At 56.0% G+C, this 16863-nt stretch carries 14 protein-coding genes; 8 read left to right on the top strand and 6 right to left on the bottom strand.

Features of this window, described 5'->3' with window-relative positions:
* Window position 1: 1 nt before the first annotated feature.
* The 3 genes from F9C28_RS00775 to F9C28_RS00765 all read right to left on the bottom strand — a co-directional run bounded on the left by F9C28_RS00775 (window position 2) and on the right by F9C28_RS00765 (window position 3313).
* Window positions 2-1294 (bottom strand): MFS transporter, encoded by a 1293-nt coding sequence (locus F9C28_RS00775; RefSeq protein WP_199013192.1) that lies wholly within the window; start codon window positions 1292-1294, stop codon window positions 2-4.
* A 312-nt stretch (window positions 1295-1606) separates the two neighbouring features.
* Window positions 1607-2338, bottom strand: coding sequence for a FadR/GntR family transcriptional regulator (locus tag F9C28_RS00770; RefSeq protein WP_199013191.1), 732 nt, complete (start codon window positions 2336-2338; stop codon window positions 1607-1609).
* A gap of 66 nt (window positions 2339-2404) precedes the next feature.
* Entirely contained in the window at window positions 2405-3313 is a 909-nt protein-coding gene (locus tag F9C28_RS00765; protein WP_199013190.1) for a LysR family transcriptional regulator, read from the bottom strand.
* Window positions 3314-3405: 92 nt separating this feature from the next.
* Here F9C28_RS00765 and F9C28_RS00760 point away from each other — a divergent pair, with 92 nt between their 5' ends.
* The 5 genes from F9C28_RS00760 to F9C28_RS00740 all read left to right on the top strand — a co-directional run bounded on the left by F9C28_RS00760 (window position 3406) and on the right by F9C28_RS00740 (window position 10341).
* Window positions 3406-4035, top strand: a complete 630-nt coding sequence (locus F9C28_RS00760; RefSeq protein ID WP_199013189.1) for an alanyl-tRNA editing protein — start codon at window positions 3406-3408, stop codon at window positions 4033-4035.
* Between the two features lie 215 nt (window positions 4036-4250).
* Window positions 4251-5072 carry a 4-hydroxy-tetrahydrodipicolinate reductase gene (dapB, locus tag F9C28_RS00755; protein WP_199013188.1) on the top strand — a complete coding sequence of 274 codons (822 nt, stop codon included), beginning with the start codon at window positions 4251-4253 and terminating at the stop codon, window positions 5070-5072.
* Between the two features lie 457 nt (window positions 5073-5529).
* Window positions 5530-6678, top strand: coding sequence for a glutamine-hydrolyzing carbamoyl-phosphate synthase small subunit (carA, locus tag F9C28_RS00750; RefSeq protein WP_199013187.1), 1149 nt, complete (start codon window positions 5530-5532; stop codon window positions 6676-6678).
* An 18-nt stretch (window positions 6679-6696) separates the two neighbouring features.
* Window positions 6697-9921, top strand: a complete 3225-nt coding sequence (gene carB, locus F9C28_RS00745) for a carbamoyl-phosphate synthase large subunit (protein ID WP_199013186.1) — start codon at window positions 6697-6699, stop codon at window positions 9919-9921.
* Between the two features lie 186 nt (window positions 9922-10107).
* A complete protein-coding gene (locus F9C28_RS00740) occupies window positions 10108-10341 on the top strand; it encodes a YgdI/YgdR family lipoprotein (RefSeq protein WP_199013185.1) in 234 nt (77 codons plus the stop codon).
* Window positions 10342-10447: 106 nt separating this feature from the next.
* On the opposite strand, the gene caiC is transcribed toward F9C28_RS00740, so the two are convergent.
* Window positions 10448-12004, bottom strand: coding sequence for a crotonobetaine/carnitine-CoA ligase (gene caiC, locus F9C28_RS00735; protein ID WP_199013184.1), 1557 nt, complete (start codon window positions 12002-12004; stop codon window positions 10448-10450).
* 189 nt (window positions 12005-12193) lie between these two features.
* On the opposite strand from caiC, the gene kefF reads away from it, so the two are divergent.
* Window positions 12194-12724: a glutathione-regulated potassium-efflux system oxidoreductase KefF gene (gene kefF / locus F9C28_RS00730; protein WP_199013183.1), complete on the top strand. Its 531-nt coding sequence runs from the start codon at window positions 12194-12196 to the stop codon at window positions 12722-12724.
* Entirely contained in the window at window positions 12717-14579 is a 1863-nt protein-coding gene (gene kefC, locus F9C28_RS00725; RefSeq protein WP_199013182.1) for a glutathione-regulated potassium-efflux system protein KefC, read from the top strand. Before kefF ends, kefC begins: the two co-directional genes overlap by 8 nt.
* A 39-nt stretch (window positions 14580-14618) precedes the next feature.
* Here the strand turns inward: kefC and F9C28_RS00720 are convergent, their stop codons facing one another.
* On the bottom strand, window positions 14619-15233 hold the full coding sequence (locus F9C28_RS00720) for a LysE family transporter (protein ID WP_199013181.1): 615 nt from the start codon (window positions 15231-15233) through the stop codon (window positions 14619-14621).
* A gap of 231 nt (window positions 15234-15464) precedes the next feature.
* Between F9C28_RS00720 and folA the strand changes: the two genes are divergently transcribed.
* Window positions 15465-15947 (top strand): type 3 dihydrofolate reductase, encoded by a 483-nt coding sequence (gene folA, locus F9C28_RS00715; RefSeq protein ID WP_199013180.1) that lies wholly within the window; start codon window positions 15465-15467, stop codon window positions 15945-15947.
* Window positions 15948-16017: 70 nt separating this feature from the next.
* Here the strand turns inward: folA and apaH are convergent, their stop codons facing one another.
* On the bottom strand, window positions 16018-16860 hold the full coding sequence (apaH, locus tag F9C28_RS00710; protein ID WP_199013179.1) for a bis(5'-nucleosyl)-tetraphosphatase (symmetrical) ApaH: 843 nt from the start codon (window positions 16858-16860) through the stop codon (window positions 16018-16020).
* Window positions 16861-16863 lie beyond the last annotated feature (3 nt).

Genomic DNA, 16863 nt, shown 5'->3' with positions numbered 1-16863 from the left:
CTTATTCGGTTATCTGGTTATCAGCAGTGGGCAGAGGCGCTGCCTGCTGGTCGGGATCATTCTGGGGATCAGGATTTGCCAGCCTGGCGGGTAGCATCAGGATCAACGGCGCACAGAGCAGCAAAAACCCCGCCAGATTGCCCACGGAGTTCACCAGGGCGATACCGGCGGCGGCGGCCGTGCCGGAGAGCATGGCGCCGGGGAGGCTGATATAGGTGGGGATCAGCGCGAGGGTGCCGGACATGGCGAGGCAGATCCAGGCCATCATCCAGAAGGTGGAGCCGCTGCTCCAGGCGCTGAGCGCCAGCCCGATACAGCCGATGACGGCGGGGATGGCGATATGCCAGCGCCGCTCTTTGGTGCTATCGGAGTGGCGGCTGTTGAGCACCATAAACAGTGCCCCGAACACATAAGGTAATGCCGCCAGCAAGCCAATGAGCAGGTCATCGGTTACGCCGGAACCCCGGATAATCGAAGGCAGCCAGAAGTTAATCCCGTAGTAGCCAATATTGAAGCTAAAAAATACCACTGCCAGCAGCCAGACGTAGCCATTGGCCAGCATCTCTCTGACCCCGGTACTGGCCTTGCCACCGGCGGCCTGATGGCGGCGGGCTTGATCTTTTGCCAGATCCCCGAGGATCACCTGCTTCTCCGCCGGGCTCAGCCAGGTGGCGGACTGCACGTCGTTATCCAGGTAGCGCAGCACCACCCCGGCCAGCAATAGCGAAGGCACCGCCTCGATCAGAAACAGCCACTGCCAATTATGCAGATGCCACACCCCATCAAACAGTTTCAGGATCAGGCCGGAAAGCGGGCTACCCACAATGGTGGAGAGCGGGGTGACCAGAATAAAAAGCCCCAGGGTGCGGGCGGCACGCCAGGAAGGGAACCAGAACGTCAGGTAGAAGACGATACCCGGGAAGAACCCGGCCTCCGCCACGCCGAGTAAAAAGCGCAGCACATAAAACTGGGTGGGGGTGGTGACGAACATCATCAGGCCGGACAGGATAGCCCAGGAGGCCATGATGCGGGCTATCCAGAAACGTGGCCCGTAACGCTGAAGCAGTAAGTTACTGGGGAGCTCAAAAATAAAATAGCCGATGAAAAAGATCCCCGCGCCCAGCCCGTATACGGTATCGCTGAAGCTAAGGGCGTCCTGCATATACAGTTTGGCGAAGCCGACATTGACCCGGTCAAGGTAGGCAAAAAAGTAGCAAATGATCAAAAACGGGATCAGGCGGCGCGTGACCTTACGGTAAACCTGATCCTCTGATGTGCCGGATGAGCGTTCCATAGTGTTCTCCTGAAAATAGCGGGCGACGGGCGCAGCCGGTATCGGTCATTCGGGAGCCATTCAGCCTTATCACAGCGGCGGGGCGTTGGTCCCGTTTCAGTTCCGTTTTCCGGGCGGGGTAATACCCGTGATGCCGGTAAACCAGTCCTGCCTGGACCGCCGATCTGCCGGGGACACCGGTGAACACCGGGACAACGTTCCCAGAGGAAGAATGTCATTAAGTAATATAAGACAATCAATCTTGTATTACAAGAAAATAGAATAAAAAAACCGCACTGTCTGTGAGCGGGATCGAAATAGATCAGTCGGGGATCAGAGAATGTGCTGCAGTATTGCCGGTGGTGTCTGCCAGATATGCTTTTTAGCGGCATTCAGCAAAATGGTGCGCATATGCTGGCGGGCCTGCTCCGGCTGCTGAAAACGCACCGCTTCGAACAGGTGATAGTGATAGTCCACAGCGGTTTTGGTCTGGCTGAGGTCCTGCTCAGTGGTGCGGCGAAAAGACAGGGTCATGGCGACGGAGAGCGCATTGCCCAGTGAGACCAGGAAGGGGTTGTGGGTCGCCTGTAGCAACGCGTGGTGGAAGGCAATATCACCGGCTTCGAACTGCTGGCGGTGCTGATTTTCCTGCCCGGCGCGCATTAAAAGCAGCCCTTGTTCCATTGCCACCAGGTCCTGGGCACTGGCGTGCAGGGCGGCGAGGGTGGCGATATTGGGCTCAAAAACCAGCCGGGTGACCATTAACTGTTCCACCAGCTCATCATCCAGCTGGCCGTCGGACAGCCAGCCCAGCACGTCAATATCCAGCAGGTTCCATTGCTCCCGGGGGGCAACAGTGCTGCGTTTTTTAGGCTGAATGGTCACCAGGCCCTTGGCGGCCAGGGTTTGCAGGGCATTACGTACCGATGTGCGCGAGGCGGCATAGTCAACCGCGAGCTCATTCTCACCGGGCAGTGATAATCCCGGGGGCAGCTCGCCGTGCAGGATGCGCCCCGCCAGATGCCGGGTAATTGATTCTGAAACTGAGCCTTGTATGACCTTCATTGCGGTTCCTGCGCTTATTTCTGTCGGGCGAATTGTTACATAGTAAGCTAAATCATCGGGCTATGGCTAATCACCCGGCTGGCTAATCCGGGCGGTTAAATAGTCGATAGCTACCCGCATACTGGCGGGCATATGTTTATTGCGCCCCCATAATAGCCACAGCTGGCCGGAATAGCGGCTGATAAACTCCCACTCCGGCAACACCTGAACAATCTCCCCCTTGCGCAGGGCGTCTTTGGCGGTAAATAACGGCAGGCTGCCTATCCCCAGATGGCGGATAACCGCATCCAGCCGTACACCGGTGTGGTTAGCCGCATAGCGTCCGCGGGTCTGGATCGTTTCCGTATGGCCCTGGCGGACAAATTTCCAGCGTGCGTCGGCGGGGCTTTCACCCAGGCTGATACAGCTGTGTTTGAGTAAATCTGTCGGCTGCCGGGGAAGGCCATGCTGTTGCAAATATGCCGGGGTCGCGCAAATGACATGGCGCACTGGCATCAGCGCTTTACCGTATAGCCCCGGTGACGGTGTATTGGTGATGCGCAGCGCCAGATCGACCCCATCGTCAATCAGGTCCATATAGCGATCTTCCAGACGCAGGCAGACATCCACCAGCGGATAGCGGGCGAGGAAGTCAGGCATCAGCGGGTGAATCACAAAGCGGCCCACCGCCTTCGGCACACTGAGCGTTAACAATCCCTTCGGTTCGGCTTGCTGACTACTGCCGCTGTCCATGGCCTGGCGGGCCGCTTCCAGCATATCCTGAGCATGCCCGTAAACCCGTTTGCCACTGTCACTCAGGGCCAGCTTTCGGGTGGATCGGTGCAGCAATTTACTGCCTAATGTGCGTTCAAGGCGCGTCACGCAACGGCTCAGGGCGGATGGTGTGGTACCGGTCAGGCGCGCCGCGGCGGAAAAACTCCCTTGATCAACAATAATCACAAAGGTGGCGAGGTCGGGTAACAGGCTGGCATTCATTTGTGCATTCCGGGCAAAAGTGCATTGACTGGCCGGCGGATTATCGCCGCGGTTATCCGCAATATACTGTGGTTAACAAAAGGGGAACAACCATGACGCAACGACTTTATTATACCAGTGATGCCACCGAAACCACCGCCCAGCTGCTGCGCTGCACGCCCACTCAGGATGGCCAGTATGCCGTGGTGCTCGATCGTACGTTGTTTCATCCTCAGGGGGGCGGTCAGCCCGCCGATTGGGGGGAAATAGCCGGTATTGCCGTCACCGGGGTTAGCACCCAGGGGGAAGCGGTGATCCACCAGGTGGCCCGGCCCATCGCCACCGGGGAGGTCACCCTGCGGATCGATAAGGCCCGGCGTGCGAGCTGCGCCCGGCTGCATTCGGCAGGGCATTTAATTGGCTGTGCCGGTGAGCGCTACGGCTGGTTGCCGGTAAAAGCGCACCACTGGCCCGGTGAAGGACGGATCACCTTTAGTCCCGGGGACGCCGCCAGCGTGCCGGACCCGGCGGCGCTGGAAGAGACACTGGCATGCTGGCAGAGCCAGCAACTGGCCCGGTATGTTGAATTTCGGGATGGCCTGCGGCTGGTGGGGTTTGCAGGGTTGCCGGCGTATCCCTGCGGCGGCACCCATGTGGCAAATCTGGGTGATATTCCGCCCGTGGTCATTAGCGGTGTCAAAATTAAAAAGGGGCAGTTGATCATCCAGTATCAGGTTGAATAATCTGCGCGCATCGCCCGTTGTCCGTAGCGCCCGGCTACGCCGCCAGCCCGCCCGCTTTGCCAGATGCTGCGTTTTTCGCTGATCGTTATGCCTTTTACTGATACTTTTCAGTATCTATCATTAAATTCTAATTATTGGTGTTTTTGAGTAGCTCTGGCGGAACGGGCTGGCTACTCTGAAAACGATTTACACAACGTTAACCAAAGAGAATAGATATGCAAGACGGACAGATTCGCGTGGCTATCGCGGGGGCAGGTGGGCGCATGGGGCGCCAGTTAATTCAGGCCGTACTGGCCATGGATGGGGTGGCGCTAGGGGCCGCCCTGGAGCGTGCTGGCTCTACGCTGGTAGGGAGTGATGCCGGTGAACTGGCTGGCGCAGGCCACTGTGGTGTGCGGGTCAGCAGCGATCTGGATGCGGTGGCGGATGATGTCGATGTCTTGATTGATTTTACCCGCCCGGAAGGCACCCTTACCCACTTATCCTGGTGTGTTAACCACCATAAAGCCATGGTTATTGGCACCACCGGATTTGATGATGCCGGAAAACAGGCCATCCGCGAGGCGGCGGAACAGATTGCCGTGGTCTTTGCCGCCAACTTTAGCGTTGGGGTTAACGTGATGCTGAAATTGCTGGAAAAGGCCGCCCAGGTGATGGGGGATTATACCGATATCGAAATCATTGAGGCCCATCACCGCCACAAAGTGGACGCACCATCAGGAACTGCGCTGGCCATGGGGGAGGCGATTGCCGGTGCATTAAACAAAGATCTCAGCAGTTGCGCGGTCTATAGCCGGGAGGGCTATACCGGGGAACGGGTACCGGGAACCATTGGTTTTGCCACCGTACGCGCCGGGGATATTGTGGGAGAGCACACGGCGATGTTTGCCGATATCGGCGAGCGGGTCGAGATCACCCATAAGGCATCCAGCCGGATGACTTTTGCCAATGGTGCCGTAAGAGCGGCATTATGGGTTAAATCAAAGCAAAGTGGTCTTTTTGATATGCGTGATGTGCTTAATTTACGTGATTTGTAACGACGTTATACCCATCGTGATGTGGTTATTACAATCATAACTACTTGATTGTCAGGGCAATAATTTGTTGCCCTTTTTATTTTTTACCTTTCATTATTATTTTCTTGTCTGGTTCATAAAATAGATAGTTAAACGGGGTTTATCTGTTAACTGACTGTGAAATTTGACCATCTGGTCCACTTTTTCATGGCGCTATGCTATTATTTCCACTCTTCCTGCCGCGCAACCGTTTTTACCGCCGCGAAAGTTGTTGTTTTTGGCTGTTAGTGCGCGTCATTTGCACCTGGAAGGTAAAAAAACATAAAAAATCCCCGCCTGGCGTTGACTTTTCGATCACATATACCCAGAATGCCGCCGTTTGCCAAAAAATCGCCTGGTAAGCGTTTTTGCATTGATTCATGATCTTTATTTGAATTAATATGCAAATAAATCGACTGTTTATTCCCTGGAGGATGTTTTGATTAAGTCAGCGCTGTTGGTTCTGGAAGACGGAACCCAATTCCACGGTCGGGCCATAGGGGCATCTGGTTTCGCTGTGGGGGAGGTCGTTTTCAATACTTCAATGACCGGTTATCAAGAAATCCTCACTGATCCCTCCTATTCCCGCCAGATTGTCACTCTCACGTATCCCCATATTGGTAATGTCGGCACTAACCCGGCAGATGAAGAATCCTCTCAAGTCCATGCGCAGGGGCTTATCATTCGCGACCTGCCGCTGATTGCCAGCAACTTCCGCAATACCGAGGACCTCTCTTCTTACCTCAAGCGCCACAATATTGTCGCCATCGCGGATATCGATACCCGTAAGCTGACCCGCTTACTGCGTGAGAAAGGCGCCCAGAACGGCTGCATCATTGCCGGTGATAACCTGGATGCACAGCTGGCGCTGGAAAAAGCCCGCGCGTTCCCGGGCCTGAACGGCATGGATCTGGCGAAAGAGGTGACCACCACAGAACCTTACGCCTGGCAACAGGGCTCCTGGACATTACAGGACTGTCTGCCGGAAGCCAAAACAGAAGACGAACTGCCGTTCCACGTGGTGGCCTACGATTTTGGCGCCAAACGCAACATCCTGCGCATGCTGGTGGATCGCGGTTGTCGCCTGACCGTGGTACCGGCAAAAACCAGCGCGGAAGAGGTGCTGAAGATGAATCCGGACGGTATCTTCCTGTCCAACGGCCCCGGCGACCCGGCCCCTTGCGATTACGCCATCAGCACCATTCAGACCTTTATGACAACCGATATCCCGGTATTTGGGATCTGCCTGGGCCACCAGTTACTGGCGCTGGCCAGCGGGGCGAAGACCATCAAAATGAAGTTTGGCCACCACGGCGGTAACCACCCGGTAAAAGATATTGATAACAATGTGGTGATGATTACAGCGCAGAACCACGGTTTTGCGGTGGATGAGTCCACGCTGCCGGCTACCCTGCGCGTCACCCACAAATCACTGTTCGATGGCACGCTACAGGGGATTCACCGCACCGATAAACCGGCGTTCAGTTTCCAGGGCCACCCGGAAGCGAGCCCGGGCCCCCACGATGCTGCACCGCTGTTCGACCATTTTATCGATTTGATCCAGCAATACCGCAATACCGCTAAATAATCAGGAGCGACGAGAGCCATGCCAAAACGTACCGATATTAAAAGCATCCTGATTCTTGGCGCTGGCCCGATTGTTATCGGCCAGGCCTGTGAATTCGACTACTCTGGCGCTCAGGCTTGTAAAGCCCTGCGCGAGGAAGGCTACCGCGTCATCCTGGTGAACTCTAACCCGGCCACCATCATGACTGACCCGGAAATGGCGGATGCTACCTACATCGAGCCGATTCACTGGGAAGTGGTCCGTAAAATCATTGAAAAAGAGCGCCCGGATGCGGTGCTGCCGACCATGGGCGGCCAGACGGCACTGAACTGTGCGCTGGAGCTGGAACGCCAGGGCGTGCTGGACGAGTTCGGTGTGACCATGATTGGCGCGACGGCAGACGCCATTGATAAAGCCGAAGACCGCCGTCGCTTTGATATCGCGATGAAGAAAATCGGCCTGGAGACGGCCCGCTCCGGTATCGCGCATACTATGGACGAGGCCCTGGCCGTTGCGGCCGATGTTGGCTACCCGTGCATTATCCGTCCGTCTTTCACCATGGGCGGCACCGGGGGCGGTATTGCCTATAACCGCGAAGAGTTTGAAGAGATCTGTGCCCGGGGCCTGGATCTCTCGCCGACCAATGAGCTGCTGATTGATGAGTCGCTGATTGGCTGGAAAGAGTACGAAATGGAAGTGGTGCGCGATAAAAACGACAACTGCATTATCGTCTGTTCCATTGAAAACTTCGACGCCATGGGGATCCATACCGGTGACTCTATCACCGTGGCTCCCGCCCAGACCCTGACGGATAAAGAATACCAAATTATGCGTAACGCCTCGATGGCGGTACTGCGTGAAATCGGCGTCGAAACCGGCGGTTCTAACGTGCAGTTTGCGGTTAACCCGAAAAATGGCCGCCTGATTGTTATCGAAATGAACCCGCGTGTGTCCCGCTCTTCGGCGCTGGCCTCCAAGGCGACCGGCTTCCCGATTGCGAAAGTGGCGGCCAAACTGGCGGTGGGCTACACCCTGGATGAGCTGATGAACGACATCACTGGCGGCCGTACACCGGCCTCCTTTGAGCCGTCCATCGACTATGTGGTCACCAAAATCCCGCGCTTCAACTTTGAAAAATTCGTTGGCGCCAATGACCGCCTGACCACCCAGATGAAATCTGTCGGGGAAGTGATGGCCATTGGCCGCACCCAGCAGGAGTCGCTGCAAAAAGCGCTGCGCGGTCTGGAAGTGGGGGCCACCGGTTTTGACCCGAAAGTTAACCTTGATGACCCGGATGCCCTGACCAAAATCCGCCGCGAGCTGAAAGACGCGGGCGCTGAGCGTATCTGGTACATCGCCGATGCGTTCCGTGCCGGCCTGTCTGTTGACGGGGTATTCAACCTCACCAATATTGACCGCTGGTTCCTGGTACAGATTGAAGAGCTGGTACGCCTGGAAGAGAAAGTGGCCGAGGTCGGCGTGACTGGCCTGACCGCCGAATTCCTCTACGCCCTGAAACGCAAAGGCTTTGCCGATGCGCGCCTGGCGAAACTGGTGGGGGTTGCCGAGTCTGAAATCCGCAAACTGCGCGATCAGTACAACCTGCACCCGGTCTACAAGCGCGTGGATACCTGTGCGGCAGAATTTGCCACAGATACCGCGTACATGTACTCCACCTGGGACGAAGAGTGTGAGTCTAATCCCAGCCAGGATCGTGAAAAAATCATGGTACTGGGCGGTGGCCCCAACCGTATCGGCCAGGGAATCGAGTTTGACTACTGCTGCGTACACGCTTCTCTGGCGCTGCGCGAAGACGGTTACGAAACCATCATGGTGAACTGTAACCCGGAAACCGTTTCTACCGATTACGACACCTCTGACCGCCTCTACTTTGAGCCGGTAACCCTGGAAGACGTGCTGGAAATTGTGCGTATCGAGAAGCCAAAAGGCGTGATCGTGCAGTACGGTGGCCAGACCCCGCTGAAACTGGCCAGGGCACTGGAAGCCGCCGGTGTGCCGGTTATCGGTACCAGCCCGGATGCTATCGACCGTGCCGAAGACCGCGAACGCTTCCAGCATGCGGTTGAACGCCTGAAACTGTTACAGCCGGAAAACGCCACGGTGACCACCATTGAGCAGGCGGTGGATAATGCCAAGAAGATTGGCTACCCGCTGGTGGTGCGCCCGTCCTACGTTCTGGGCGGCCGCGCCATGGAAATCGTCTACGACGAAACTGACCTGAAGCGCTACTTCCAGACGGCGGTGAGTGTCTCTAACGACGCGCCGGTGCTGCTGGACCGTTTCCTGGATGACGCCATTGAAGTTGACGTGGATGCCATCTGTGACGGCGAAATGGTACTGATTGGCGGCATTATGGAGCATATCGAACAGGCCGGGGTGCACTCCGGTGACTCTGCCTGCTCGCTGCCGGCGTATACCTTAAGCCAGGAGATCCAGGATGTGATGCGCCAGCAGGTGCAGAAGCTGGCCTTCGAACTCCAGGTGCGTGGCCTGATGAACGTCCAGTTTGCGGTGAAAAATAACGAGGTGTTCCTGATTGAGGTGAACCCACGTGCCGCCCGTACCGTGCCGTTTGTCTCCAAAGCTACCGGGGTGCCGCTGGCGAAAGTGGCCGCGCGCGTTATGGCGGGTAAATCACTGGCCGAGCAGGGTGTCACCAAAGAGGTTATCCCGCCGTACTACTCCGTGAAAGAGGTGGTACTGCCGTTTAACAAATTCCCGGGGGTTGACCCGCTGTTAGGGCCAGAAATGCGCTCCACCGGGGAAGTGATGGGCGTGGGCAACACCTTTGCCGAGGCGTTTGCCAAAGCACAGCTGGGTAGCCAGTCCACCATGAAAAAAACCGGCCGTGCGCTGCTGTCGGTGCGTGAAGGGGATAAAGAGCGCGTGGTCGACCTGGCCGCCAAGCTGCTGAAACACGGCTTTGAGCTGGATGCCACCCATGGTACCGCTGTGGTACTGGGGGAGGCAGGGATTAACCCGCGTCTGGTGAACAAGGTACATGAAGGCCGCCCGCACATTCAGGACCGTATCAAGAATGGCGAGTACACCTACATTATCAACACCACCGCCGGTCGCCAGGCTATTGAAGACTCGAAGCTGATTCGCCGCAGTGCACTGCAATATAAAGTGCATTACGACACCACGCTGAATGGCGGTTTTGCCACCACCATGGCGCTGAATGCGGATGCGACAGCACAGGTGATTTCGGTGCAGGAAATGCACGCCAAAATTAGTAAATAACGCCAGGTTTCAGTGACGGAAAATAAAGGGGCCCAGGGGCCCCTTAAATAAAAAAGCCAGCGCTGCTGGCTTTTGTTTTTTTAAGAGTGCTCTGTATTTCGTCTGGCGCTTTTTATTAGCTGTTATAGTTAATCCGTAGTGAATGCACTGCCATAAAAAATAAGGAAAGCCAGAGGAGAAACTATTATGCAAAAACATCTTTTGACTACCACAATGCTGGCCGCCGCCTCATTACTGTTTGTTGCCGGGTGCTCATCGAATCAGACCTTAAAAACCACCGACGGTAAAACCATTGTCACTGACGGTAAGCCGCGCCTGGATGATGACACCGGGCTGGTATCCTATGAAAATGCCGAGACCGGGCGCACTGAGCAGATTAACCGGGACCAGGTAAAATCCATGAATGAGTTGGATAACTAAATTTTCCTGTGCTGAATTTTCCTGTACTGAATAGTACTGCCTGTTGTGCGTGATTTATCGTATTCAGGGGATATCTATCTTATCCCCTGAATATAAAATCTCGCGCTCAGGTGAGATATTTTTTAATGACTTTTCCTGAGCTATTTCGCGGCAGGTCACGGCAAATTTCCACGGCGGTTGGAATTTTAAATTTAGCCATATGCTGTGCGCAGAAGCTAAAGAAATCCGCACTGCTGAGGCTTTCCCCTTCACTCAGGACAATAAACGCTTTAATGGCCTCGTCACGAATTGTATCTTTAATTCCTTTTACCGCAACATCCTGAATTTTGGGGTGCGCGGAGAGTATATTTTCTATTTCTGTGCAGGAGACATTTTCCCCACCCCGTTTAATCATATTGCAGCGCCGGTCGACAAAGTAAAAATAGCCTTCGCGATCTTTGTATCCGCAGTCATCGGTATGTAGCCAGCCGTCTTCATCCAGGGCCCGGGCGGTGGCCCCGGGATCATTGTAATAGCCTTTAAAAATGGTTTTCCCTACCACGCCTTTGACACAAATTTCACCGATGGTGTTATCGGGCAGTTCCCGGTTCTGGCTGTCGCGAATTTGTGCCTCATAACAGAACCCCGGCCTGCCAATAGAAGGCCAGCGGCGCCTGTCCCCGGGGCGATCGCCAATCAGGCCGACAATGGTTTCTGTCATCCCGTACGAGGTAAGCAGGCGCACGCCAAACCGCTGAATAAACGCGTCTTTTTCTTCCCCGGCGAGGTTTAGATAAAACAACATCTCGCGCAGGCTATGCTGACTATCCTGCTGCTGAGGTGGCTGGGCCATGAGTGTGCGGATCATCATCGGGATACACTCAGTCACCGTCGCCCGGTATTGCCGGATTTGGCGCCAGAACTTGCGGGCGCTGTATTTTTCCAGCAGCACGAAGGTGGCCCCGGCGGAGAATGCCGCCATCGCCGCGGTACACTGGCAGTCAATATGAAAGGCGGGCATTGCCGTCAGGTAGATATCCTCTTCCCGCAGGGCGGTTTGCCATGCCGAGTAATAACCGGCAAAGCGCAGATTATAGTGAGTGATCAGCACCCCTTTGGGGTGTGAGGTGGTGCCGGAGGTAAATAAAATTTCGGCAATATCGGCGGCGTCCGGTTGCGGTGACTCAGGCAGGATAACCGGCTGGTCTGGCAAGAGGTCGTGCATGAGTTGCGTCCGGTCGTCATCTGGCGGTGGGCCATCGGCAATCAGAATGATACGCTCGAGTGGCGCGGCCTGGTTTGTCATCATCGCCTGGTATTGAGGATAAAAGTGATGGCTGGTGACCACCATCCTGGCCTGGCAGTTATTCATTATCCAGGCGCTCTCGGCCAGTAAAAAGCGGGCGTTGATCGGTACCATTATCGCGCCAATTTTTGCCAGCCCGAACCAGCAGAAAATAAACTCCGGACAGTTGTCGAGATGCAGCGCCACCGGATCGCCTTTGGTTATTCCCAGGGAGAGGAACATATTGGCGCAGCGGTTAATCTGCTCATTCAGCTCCCGGTAGCTAAATTGCCGGGCATCCCCGCAGGCGGACTCGACGATCAGCGCCGTTTTATCGCCATATTCCTGTGCCCGTTCGTCCCACATCTGTCGTAATGTTTGCCCACCGATGACATCCATTTTCCTTACTCACTTCAGATAGTCCGCATGCCCATTGTTATAACTGATGTCAGGGAAAATAGCGGTGGTGTCCCTCTCATGTGTGATTATTTCCCCGCAGATAAATTACCCCGTGGTTATCAGTAGCTGTCGTTTTCTCTGGCAATCGCGATTATGCTTATCAGCAGCGCTTATCTTTTTGAGACCTCAATGATACTGATAATTTATGCTCATCCCTATCCACAGCACTCCCATGCAAATAAGAGCATGCTTGAGCAGGTTGCTCACCTGGATGATGTGGAAGTTCGTTCGCTGTATCAACTTTACCCGGACTTTACGATTGATATTGCCGCCGAGCAGCAGGCATTAAGCCGGGCGGATTTAATTATCTGGCAGCACCCGATGCAGTGGTACAGCACGCCGCCGCTGTTCAAACTATGGCTGGATAAAGTCCTCTCCCACGGCTGGGCCTACGGCGGTGAGGCCCGGGCCCTGCACGGTAAGAGCCTGATGTGGGCGGTAACCACCGGCGGCAGTGCCCACCATTTTGAGCTGGGCACCCACCCGGGGTTTGATGTTCTCGCCCAGCCGTTGCAGGCGACCGCGCTGTACTGCGGTATGACGTGGCTGGAGCCCTTTGTGATGCATTCCACCTTTATTTGTGATGATGAGGCGCTCCAGCCCCATGCCCGTCGTTATAAGCAGCTATTACTGGACTGGCAGGAGGCGCACCGTGGATAGCCATAGCATGATTCAGGCGTTGATCTATCTGGGATCGGCGGCGCTGATTGTTCCTGTTGCAGTACGTCTGGGGCTTGGCTCGGTGCTGGGCTACCTGATTGCCGGTTGTATTATCGGCCCCTGGGGGCTGCGTCTGGTGACCGATGCCGAAACCATCCTGCATTTTGCCGAGATAGGTGTGGTGCTGATGCTGTTTGTTATCGGCCTGGAGCTGGACCCGCGCCGGCTCTGGACACTGCGGGCCTCGGTTTTTGGCGGCGGGGTGCTGCAAATGGCCTTGTGTGGCCTGGCCCTCGGCGGCTTTTGTATGCTCCTCGGGCTGCGCTGGCAGGTGGCGGTGTTGATCGGCCTGACCCTGGCACTCTCTTCCACGGCGATTGCCATGCAGGCCATGAATGAACGCAATCTGACCCTCTCGCTGATGGGGCGGCGCGCGTTCGCGGTGCTGTTATTCCAGGATATTGCGGCCATCCCGCTGGTGGCGATGATCCCGCTGCTGGCCAGTAGCGGGGCGGCAACCACCACCGGCGCTTTTGTGATGTCGGCGGCCAAAATCGCCGGGGCGCTGGTGGTGGTATTGCTGCTTGGCCGTTACCTGACCCGCCCGCTGCTGCACTTTGTGGCCCGCTCGGGCTTACGGGAAGTGTTCAGTGCCATGGCGCTATTCCTGGTGTTTGGTTTCGGCCTGTTGCTGGAGGAGGCCGGGCTGTCGATGGCGATGGGGGCTTTCCTGGCCGGGGTATTACTGGCCAGCTCCGAATATCGCCATGCACTGGAGAGCGATATTGAGCCGTTTAAGGGCCTGCTGCTGGGGTTGTTCTTTATTGGTGTCGGTATGTCTATCGACTTCGGCACCCTGGTGGATAACCCGCTGCGGGTGCTGATCCTGCTGGTTGGCTTCCTGGTTATCAAGAGCATTATGCTGTGGTTGCTCAGTGTGATTTTACGGGTGCCGGGGAAACAGCGGGGCTGGTTTGCGGTATTGCTGGGCCAGGGCAGTGAATTTGCGTTTGTGGTGTTCGGCGCCGCCCGGATGGCGGACGTACTGGACACCGATTGGGCCAAGTCATTAACCCTTGCGGTGGCGCTGTCGATGGCGGCAACCCCGCTCTTGCTGGTGCTGCTAAATACCCTGGATCGCAACCGGAAAACCGAGAGCCGGGAGGCCGATGAAATTGATGCTGAGCAACCGCGGGTGATTGTGGCGGGGTTTGGTCGTTTCGGCCAGATTGCCGGGCGCTTGTTGATCTCCAGCGGGGTGAAGATGGTGATTCTGGATCACGATCCGGACCATATTGAGACGCTGCGTAAATTCGGTATGAAGGTGTTCTTTGGCGACGCGACCCGGCTGGATATGCTGGAGTCCGCCGGGGCAGAGAAAGCCGAAGTATTGATTAACGCCATTGATGATCCGGCCACCAGTATGCAACTGACCGAGATGGCGAAAGCACACTTCCCGCACCTCCAGGTGATTGCCCGGGCCCGGGATCTGGATCATTACATCCAGCTACGCCATGCGGGTGTCGACCACCCGGAACGTGAAACCTTCGAAGGGGCGCTGAAAATTGGCCGCTATGCCCTGGAAGCATTGGGTGTGGGCAGTTACGAAGCCCGGGAGCGGGCAGATCATTTCCGGCGTTTTAACAGCCGGATGCTGGAAGAGATGGTCGCCGAAGATCACGATGACAAATCGTTTGTCGCCCTCAGCAAGCGCACCAGCGCGATGCTGTCTGACATTATCAATGAGGATCGGGCCTTGCTGGACGATGTGCAGCGTAATGGCTGGCAGGGGACGGCTGAAGGGCTCCACAGCGGTAATGAAAACGATGAGCCGGAGGTCAAACCGGCACCGTAGTGACTGACCAGACGGGCGGCCTTGCCGCCCGTTTTACCATTAACTGAGGGCGACTTTGATCCCCAGCGCCAGCAATACCCCGCCGAGCAGTTTATCGATAATTTTCTGTGTTTTTGCCAGCCCTTTGCGTACCGGCTCACTCTGGATAAGCACTACCAGTAAGGGCCACCAGATACAGGACAGGCCAATAATAATGCCCGCATACCACAGCTTCTCCATCACGCCGGAGTTCACGTTCAGCACCTGGGTGAACATGGCGAGGAAGAACAGGGTGGCTTTGGGATTGAGCAGGTTACAGAGATACCCCTGTAAAAAGGCTTTCTTGAGGGTGGTCTGCTGTGGGCTGTAATGATTAATGTCCATCTTACTGGCGCCCCGGGACAGCAGAGCCTGAATACCTATCCAGCACAGGTAGGCCGCACCGGCATACTTCAGCAGCCCAAACAGCCACGGGGTCGTGGTGATAACCACCGCCAGCCCGGCGACACAATAAGTCATATGGGTTGTTATCCCGGCTATCACCCCCAGGCTGCTCATCATGGCGGCGGCGCGCCGGTAACGGGCGGCATTTTTGATAATCAGGAAAAAGTCCGGCCCGGGAGAGAGCATGCCGAGTGTGGCAATGGTGGCAACAAAGAGTGTGGTCTCTAACATGGTGATATCTCGTACAACGGGGGTGGCTCACTATAGCCTGATGTGGGGATTGCCGTTAAGTGCAAAAATTTCATTATGGCGGGATACCACCGGGCGGGGCGTTTGGCCGCCTTCTGTAACCGGCGGCAGACAGCAAAAGCAAAAAAATTCGCTGTCGCCAATCGGTGGTTAGTCGACTAAAGATTATGCTTTCCGTATAGTGGCGACAATTTTTTTTACTGGGATCAAATCATGATCAGTCTGATTGCAGCGCTGGCAGTAGATAGGGTTATCGGGATGGAAAATGCCATGCCGTGGGACCTGCCTGCTGACCTTGCCTGGTTTAAGCGTAATACGGTGAATAAACCCGTTGTGATGGGGCGGTTAACCTGGGAGTCCATTGGCCGGCCCTTACCGGGGCGGAAAAATATCGTTATCAGCAGCACGCCTGGGGATGACGATCGGGTGGAATGGGTAAGCTCTGTGGACGCGGCTATTGCGGCCTGTGGCGATGCGCAAGAGATAATGGTGATTGGCGGTGGCCGGGTCTATGAACAGTTCCTGCCTCTGGCCCAGCGCCTGTATTTGACCCATATCGACGCCGAGGTGGAAGGGGATACCCATTTCCCGGAATATGAGCCTGATGAATGGCAGTCGGTATTCAGTGAATTTCACGATGCGGACGAGAAAAACTCCCACAGCTACTGCTTTGAGATCCTCGATCGGCGCAGCTAATCCCCGCGGCGGGTAAACATAAAACGGCCTTTTACTCTGGTGAGCAAAAGGCCGTTGGCGTATTCAGGGGCTATTGGGCGGCGGGCTCGTCTTCCCGGGGTGGCCGGGAAGAGGGCTGGATAAACCACTGTTGGTCTTCCCAGCGCAGGCAGGTTAGGTTCCCGCCCCAGCAGCACCCGGTATCGAGGGCGTATATGCCTTGCGGGGTGCCGTTACCTTCCAGGGAAGCCCAGTGGCCAAAGGCAATGCTGTAGGTTTCTGATACCGGGCCGGGGATCTCAAACCACGGTTTCAGCGGAGCCGGTGCATTTTCCGGGGCGTCTTTACAGAACATATCCAGTTGCCCGCCCGGGAAGCAGTAACGCATCCGGGTCAGGGCGTTGGTGATAAAGCGCAGACGCGCCAGCCCGGTGAGCTCGTTGCTCCAGTTACTCGGCAGATCACCATACATCGCGTCAAGGAACAGCGGATAGCTGTCGCTGGACAGCATCGCTTCTACGTCGCTGGCGCAGGCTTTGGCGGTGGCAATATCCCACTGCGGGGTGATACCGGCATGGGCCATCACCAGTTTTTTCTCTTCATCCACCTGCAACAGCGGCTGACGGCGCAGCCAGTTGAGTAGCGCATCGGCATCCGGGGCGCTGAGCAATTCATTGAGTTTATCTTTCGGTTTATTGCGGCTGATACCGGCATACACGCCCAGTAAATGCAGGTCGTGATTACCCAGCACCATACGCACCGCCGGGCCGAGGGATTTCACATAGCGTAAAACCTTCAGGGAATCGGGGCCACGGGCGACTAAATCGCCGGTGAGCCAAAGGGTGTCGTTGTCAGGTGAGAAGCTGACTTTTTGCAATAGTGCGATCAGTTCATCGTAGCAGCCGTGAACATCGCCAATCAGATAGGTAGACATCGT

The sequence above is a fragment of the Shimwellia pseudoproteus genome, assembly GCF_016415625.1.
Lineage (GTDB): Bacteria > Pseudomonadota > Gammaproteobacteria > Enterobacterales > Enterobacteriaceae > Shimwellia > Shimwellia pseudoproteus.
The sequence above is the reverse complement of the archived record's forward strand: the minus strand, read 5'-3'. Positions and strand labels throughout refer to the sequence as shown.

Excerpts from the sequence above, each read along its gene's own strand:
- folA (WP_199013180.1), top strand. The coding sequence starts at position 15,465 with ATGATCAGTCTGATTGCAGCGCTGGCAGTAGATAGGGTTATCGGGATG.
- dapB (WP_199013188.1), top strand. The coding sequence starts at position 4,251 with ATGCAAGACGGACAGATTCGCGTGGCTATCGCGGGGGCAGGTGGGCGC.
- apaH (WP_199013179.1), bottom strand. The coding sequence starts at position 16,860 with ATGTCTACCTATCTGATTGGCGATGTTCACGGCTGCTACGATGAACTG.
- carB (WP_199013186.1), top strand. The coding sequence starts at position 6,697 with ATGCCAAAACGTACCGATATTAAAAGCATCCTGATTCTTGGCGCTGGC.
- caiC (WP_199013184.1), bottom strand. The coding sequence starts at position 12,004 with ATGGATGTCATCGGTGGGCAAACATTACGACAGATGTGGGACGAACGG.
- F9C28_RS00770 (WP_199013191.1), bottom strand. The coding sequence starts at position 2,338 with ATGAAGGTCATACAAGGCTCAGTTTCAGAATCAATTACCCGGCATCTG.
- kefF (WP_199013183.1), top strand. The coding sequence starts at position 12,194 with ATGATACTGATAATTTATGCTCATCCCTATCCACAGCACTCCCATGCA.
- F9C28_RS00775 (WP_199013192.1), bottom strand. The coding sequence starts at position 1,294 with ATGGAACGCTCATCCGGCACATCAGAGGATCAGGTTTACCGTAAGGTC.
- F9C28_RS00720 (WP_199013181.1), bottom strand. The coding sequence starts at position 15,233 with ATGTTAGAGACCACACTCTTTGTTGCCACCATTGCCACACTCGGCATG.
- F9C28_RS00760 (WP_199013189.1), top strand. The coding sequence starts at position 3,406 with ATGACGCAACGACTTTATTATACCAGTGATGCCACCGAAACCACCGCC.
- F9C28_RS00765 (WP_199013190.1), bottom strand. The coding sequence starts at position 3,313 with ATGAATGCCAGCCTGTTACCCGACCTCGCCACCTTTGTGATTATTGTT.
- F9C28_RS00740 (WP_199013185.1), top strand. The coding sequence starts at position 10,108 with ATGCAAAAACATCTTTTGACTACCACAATGCTGGCCGCCGCCTCATTA.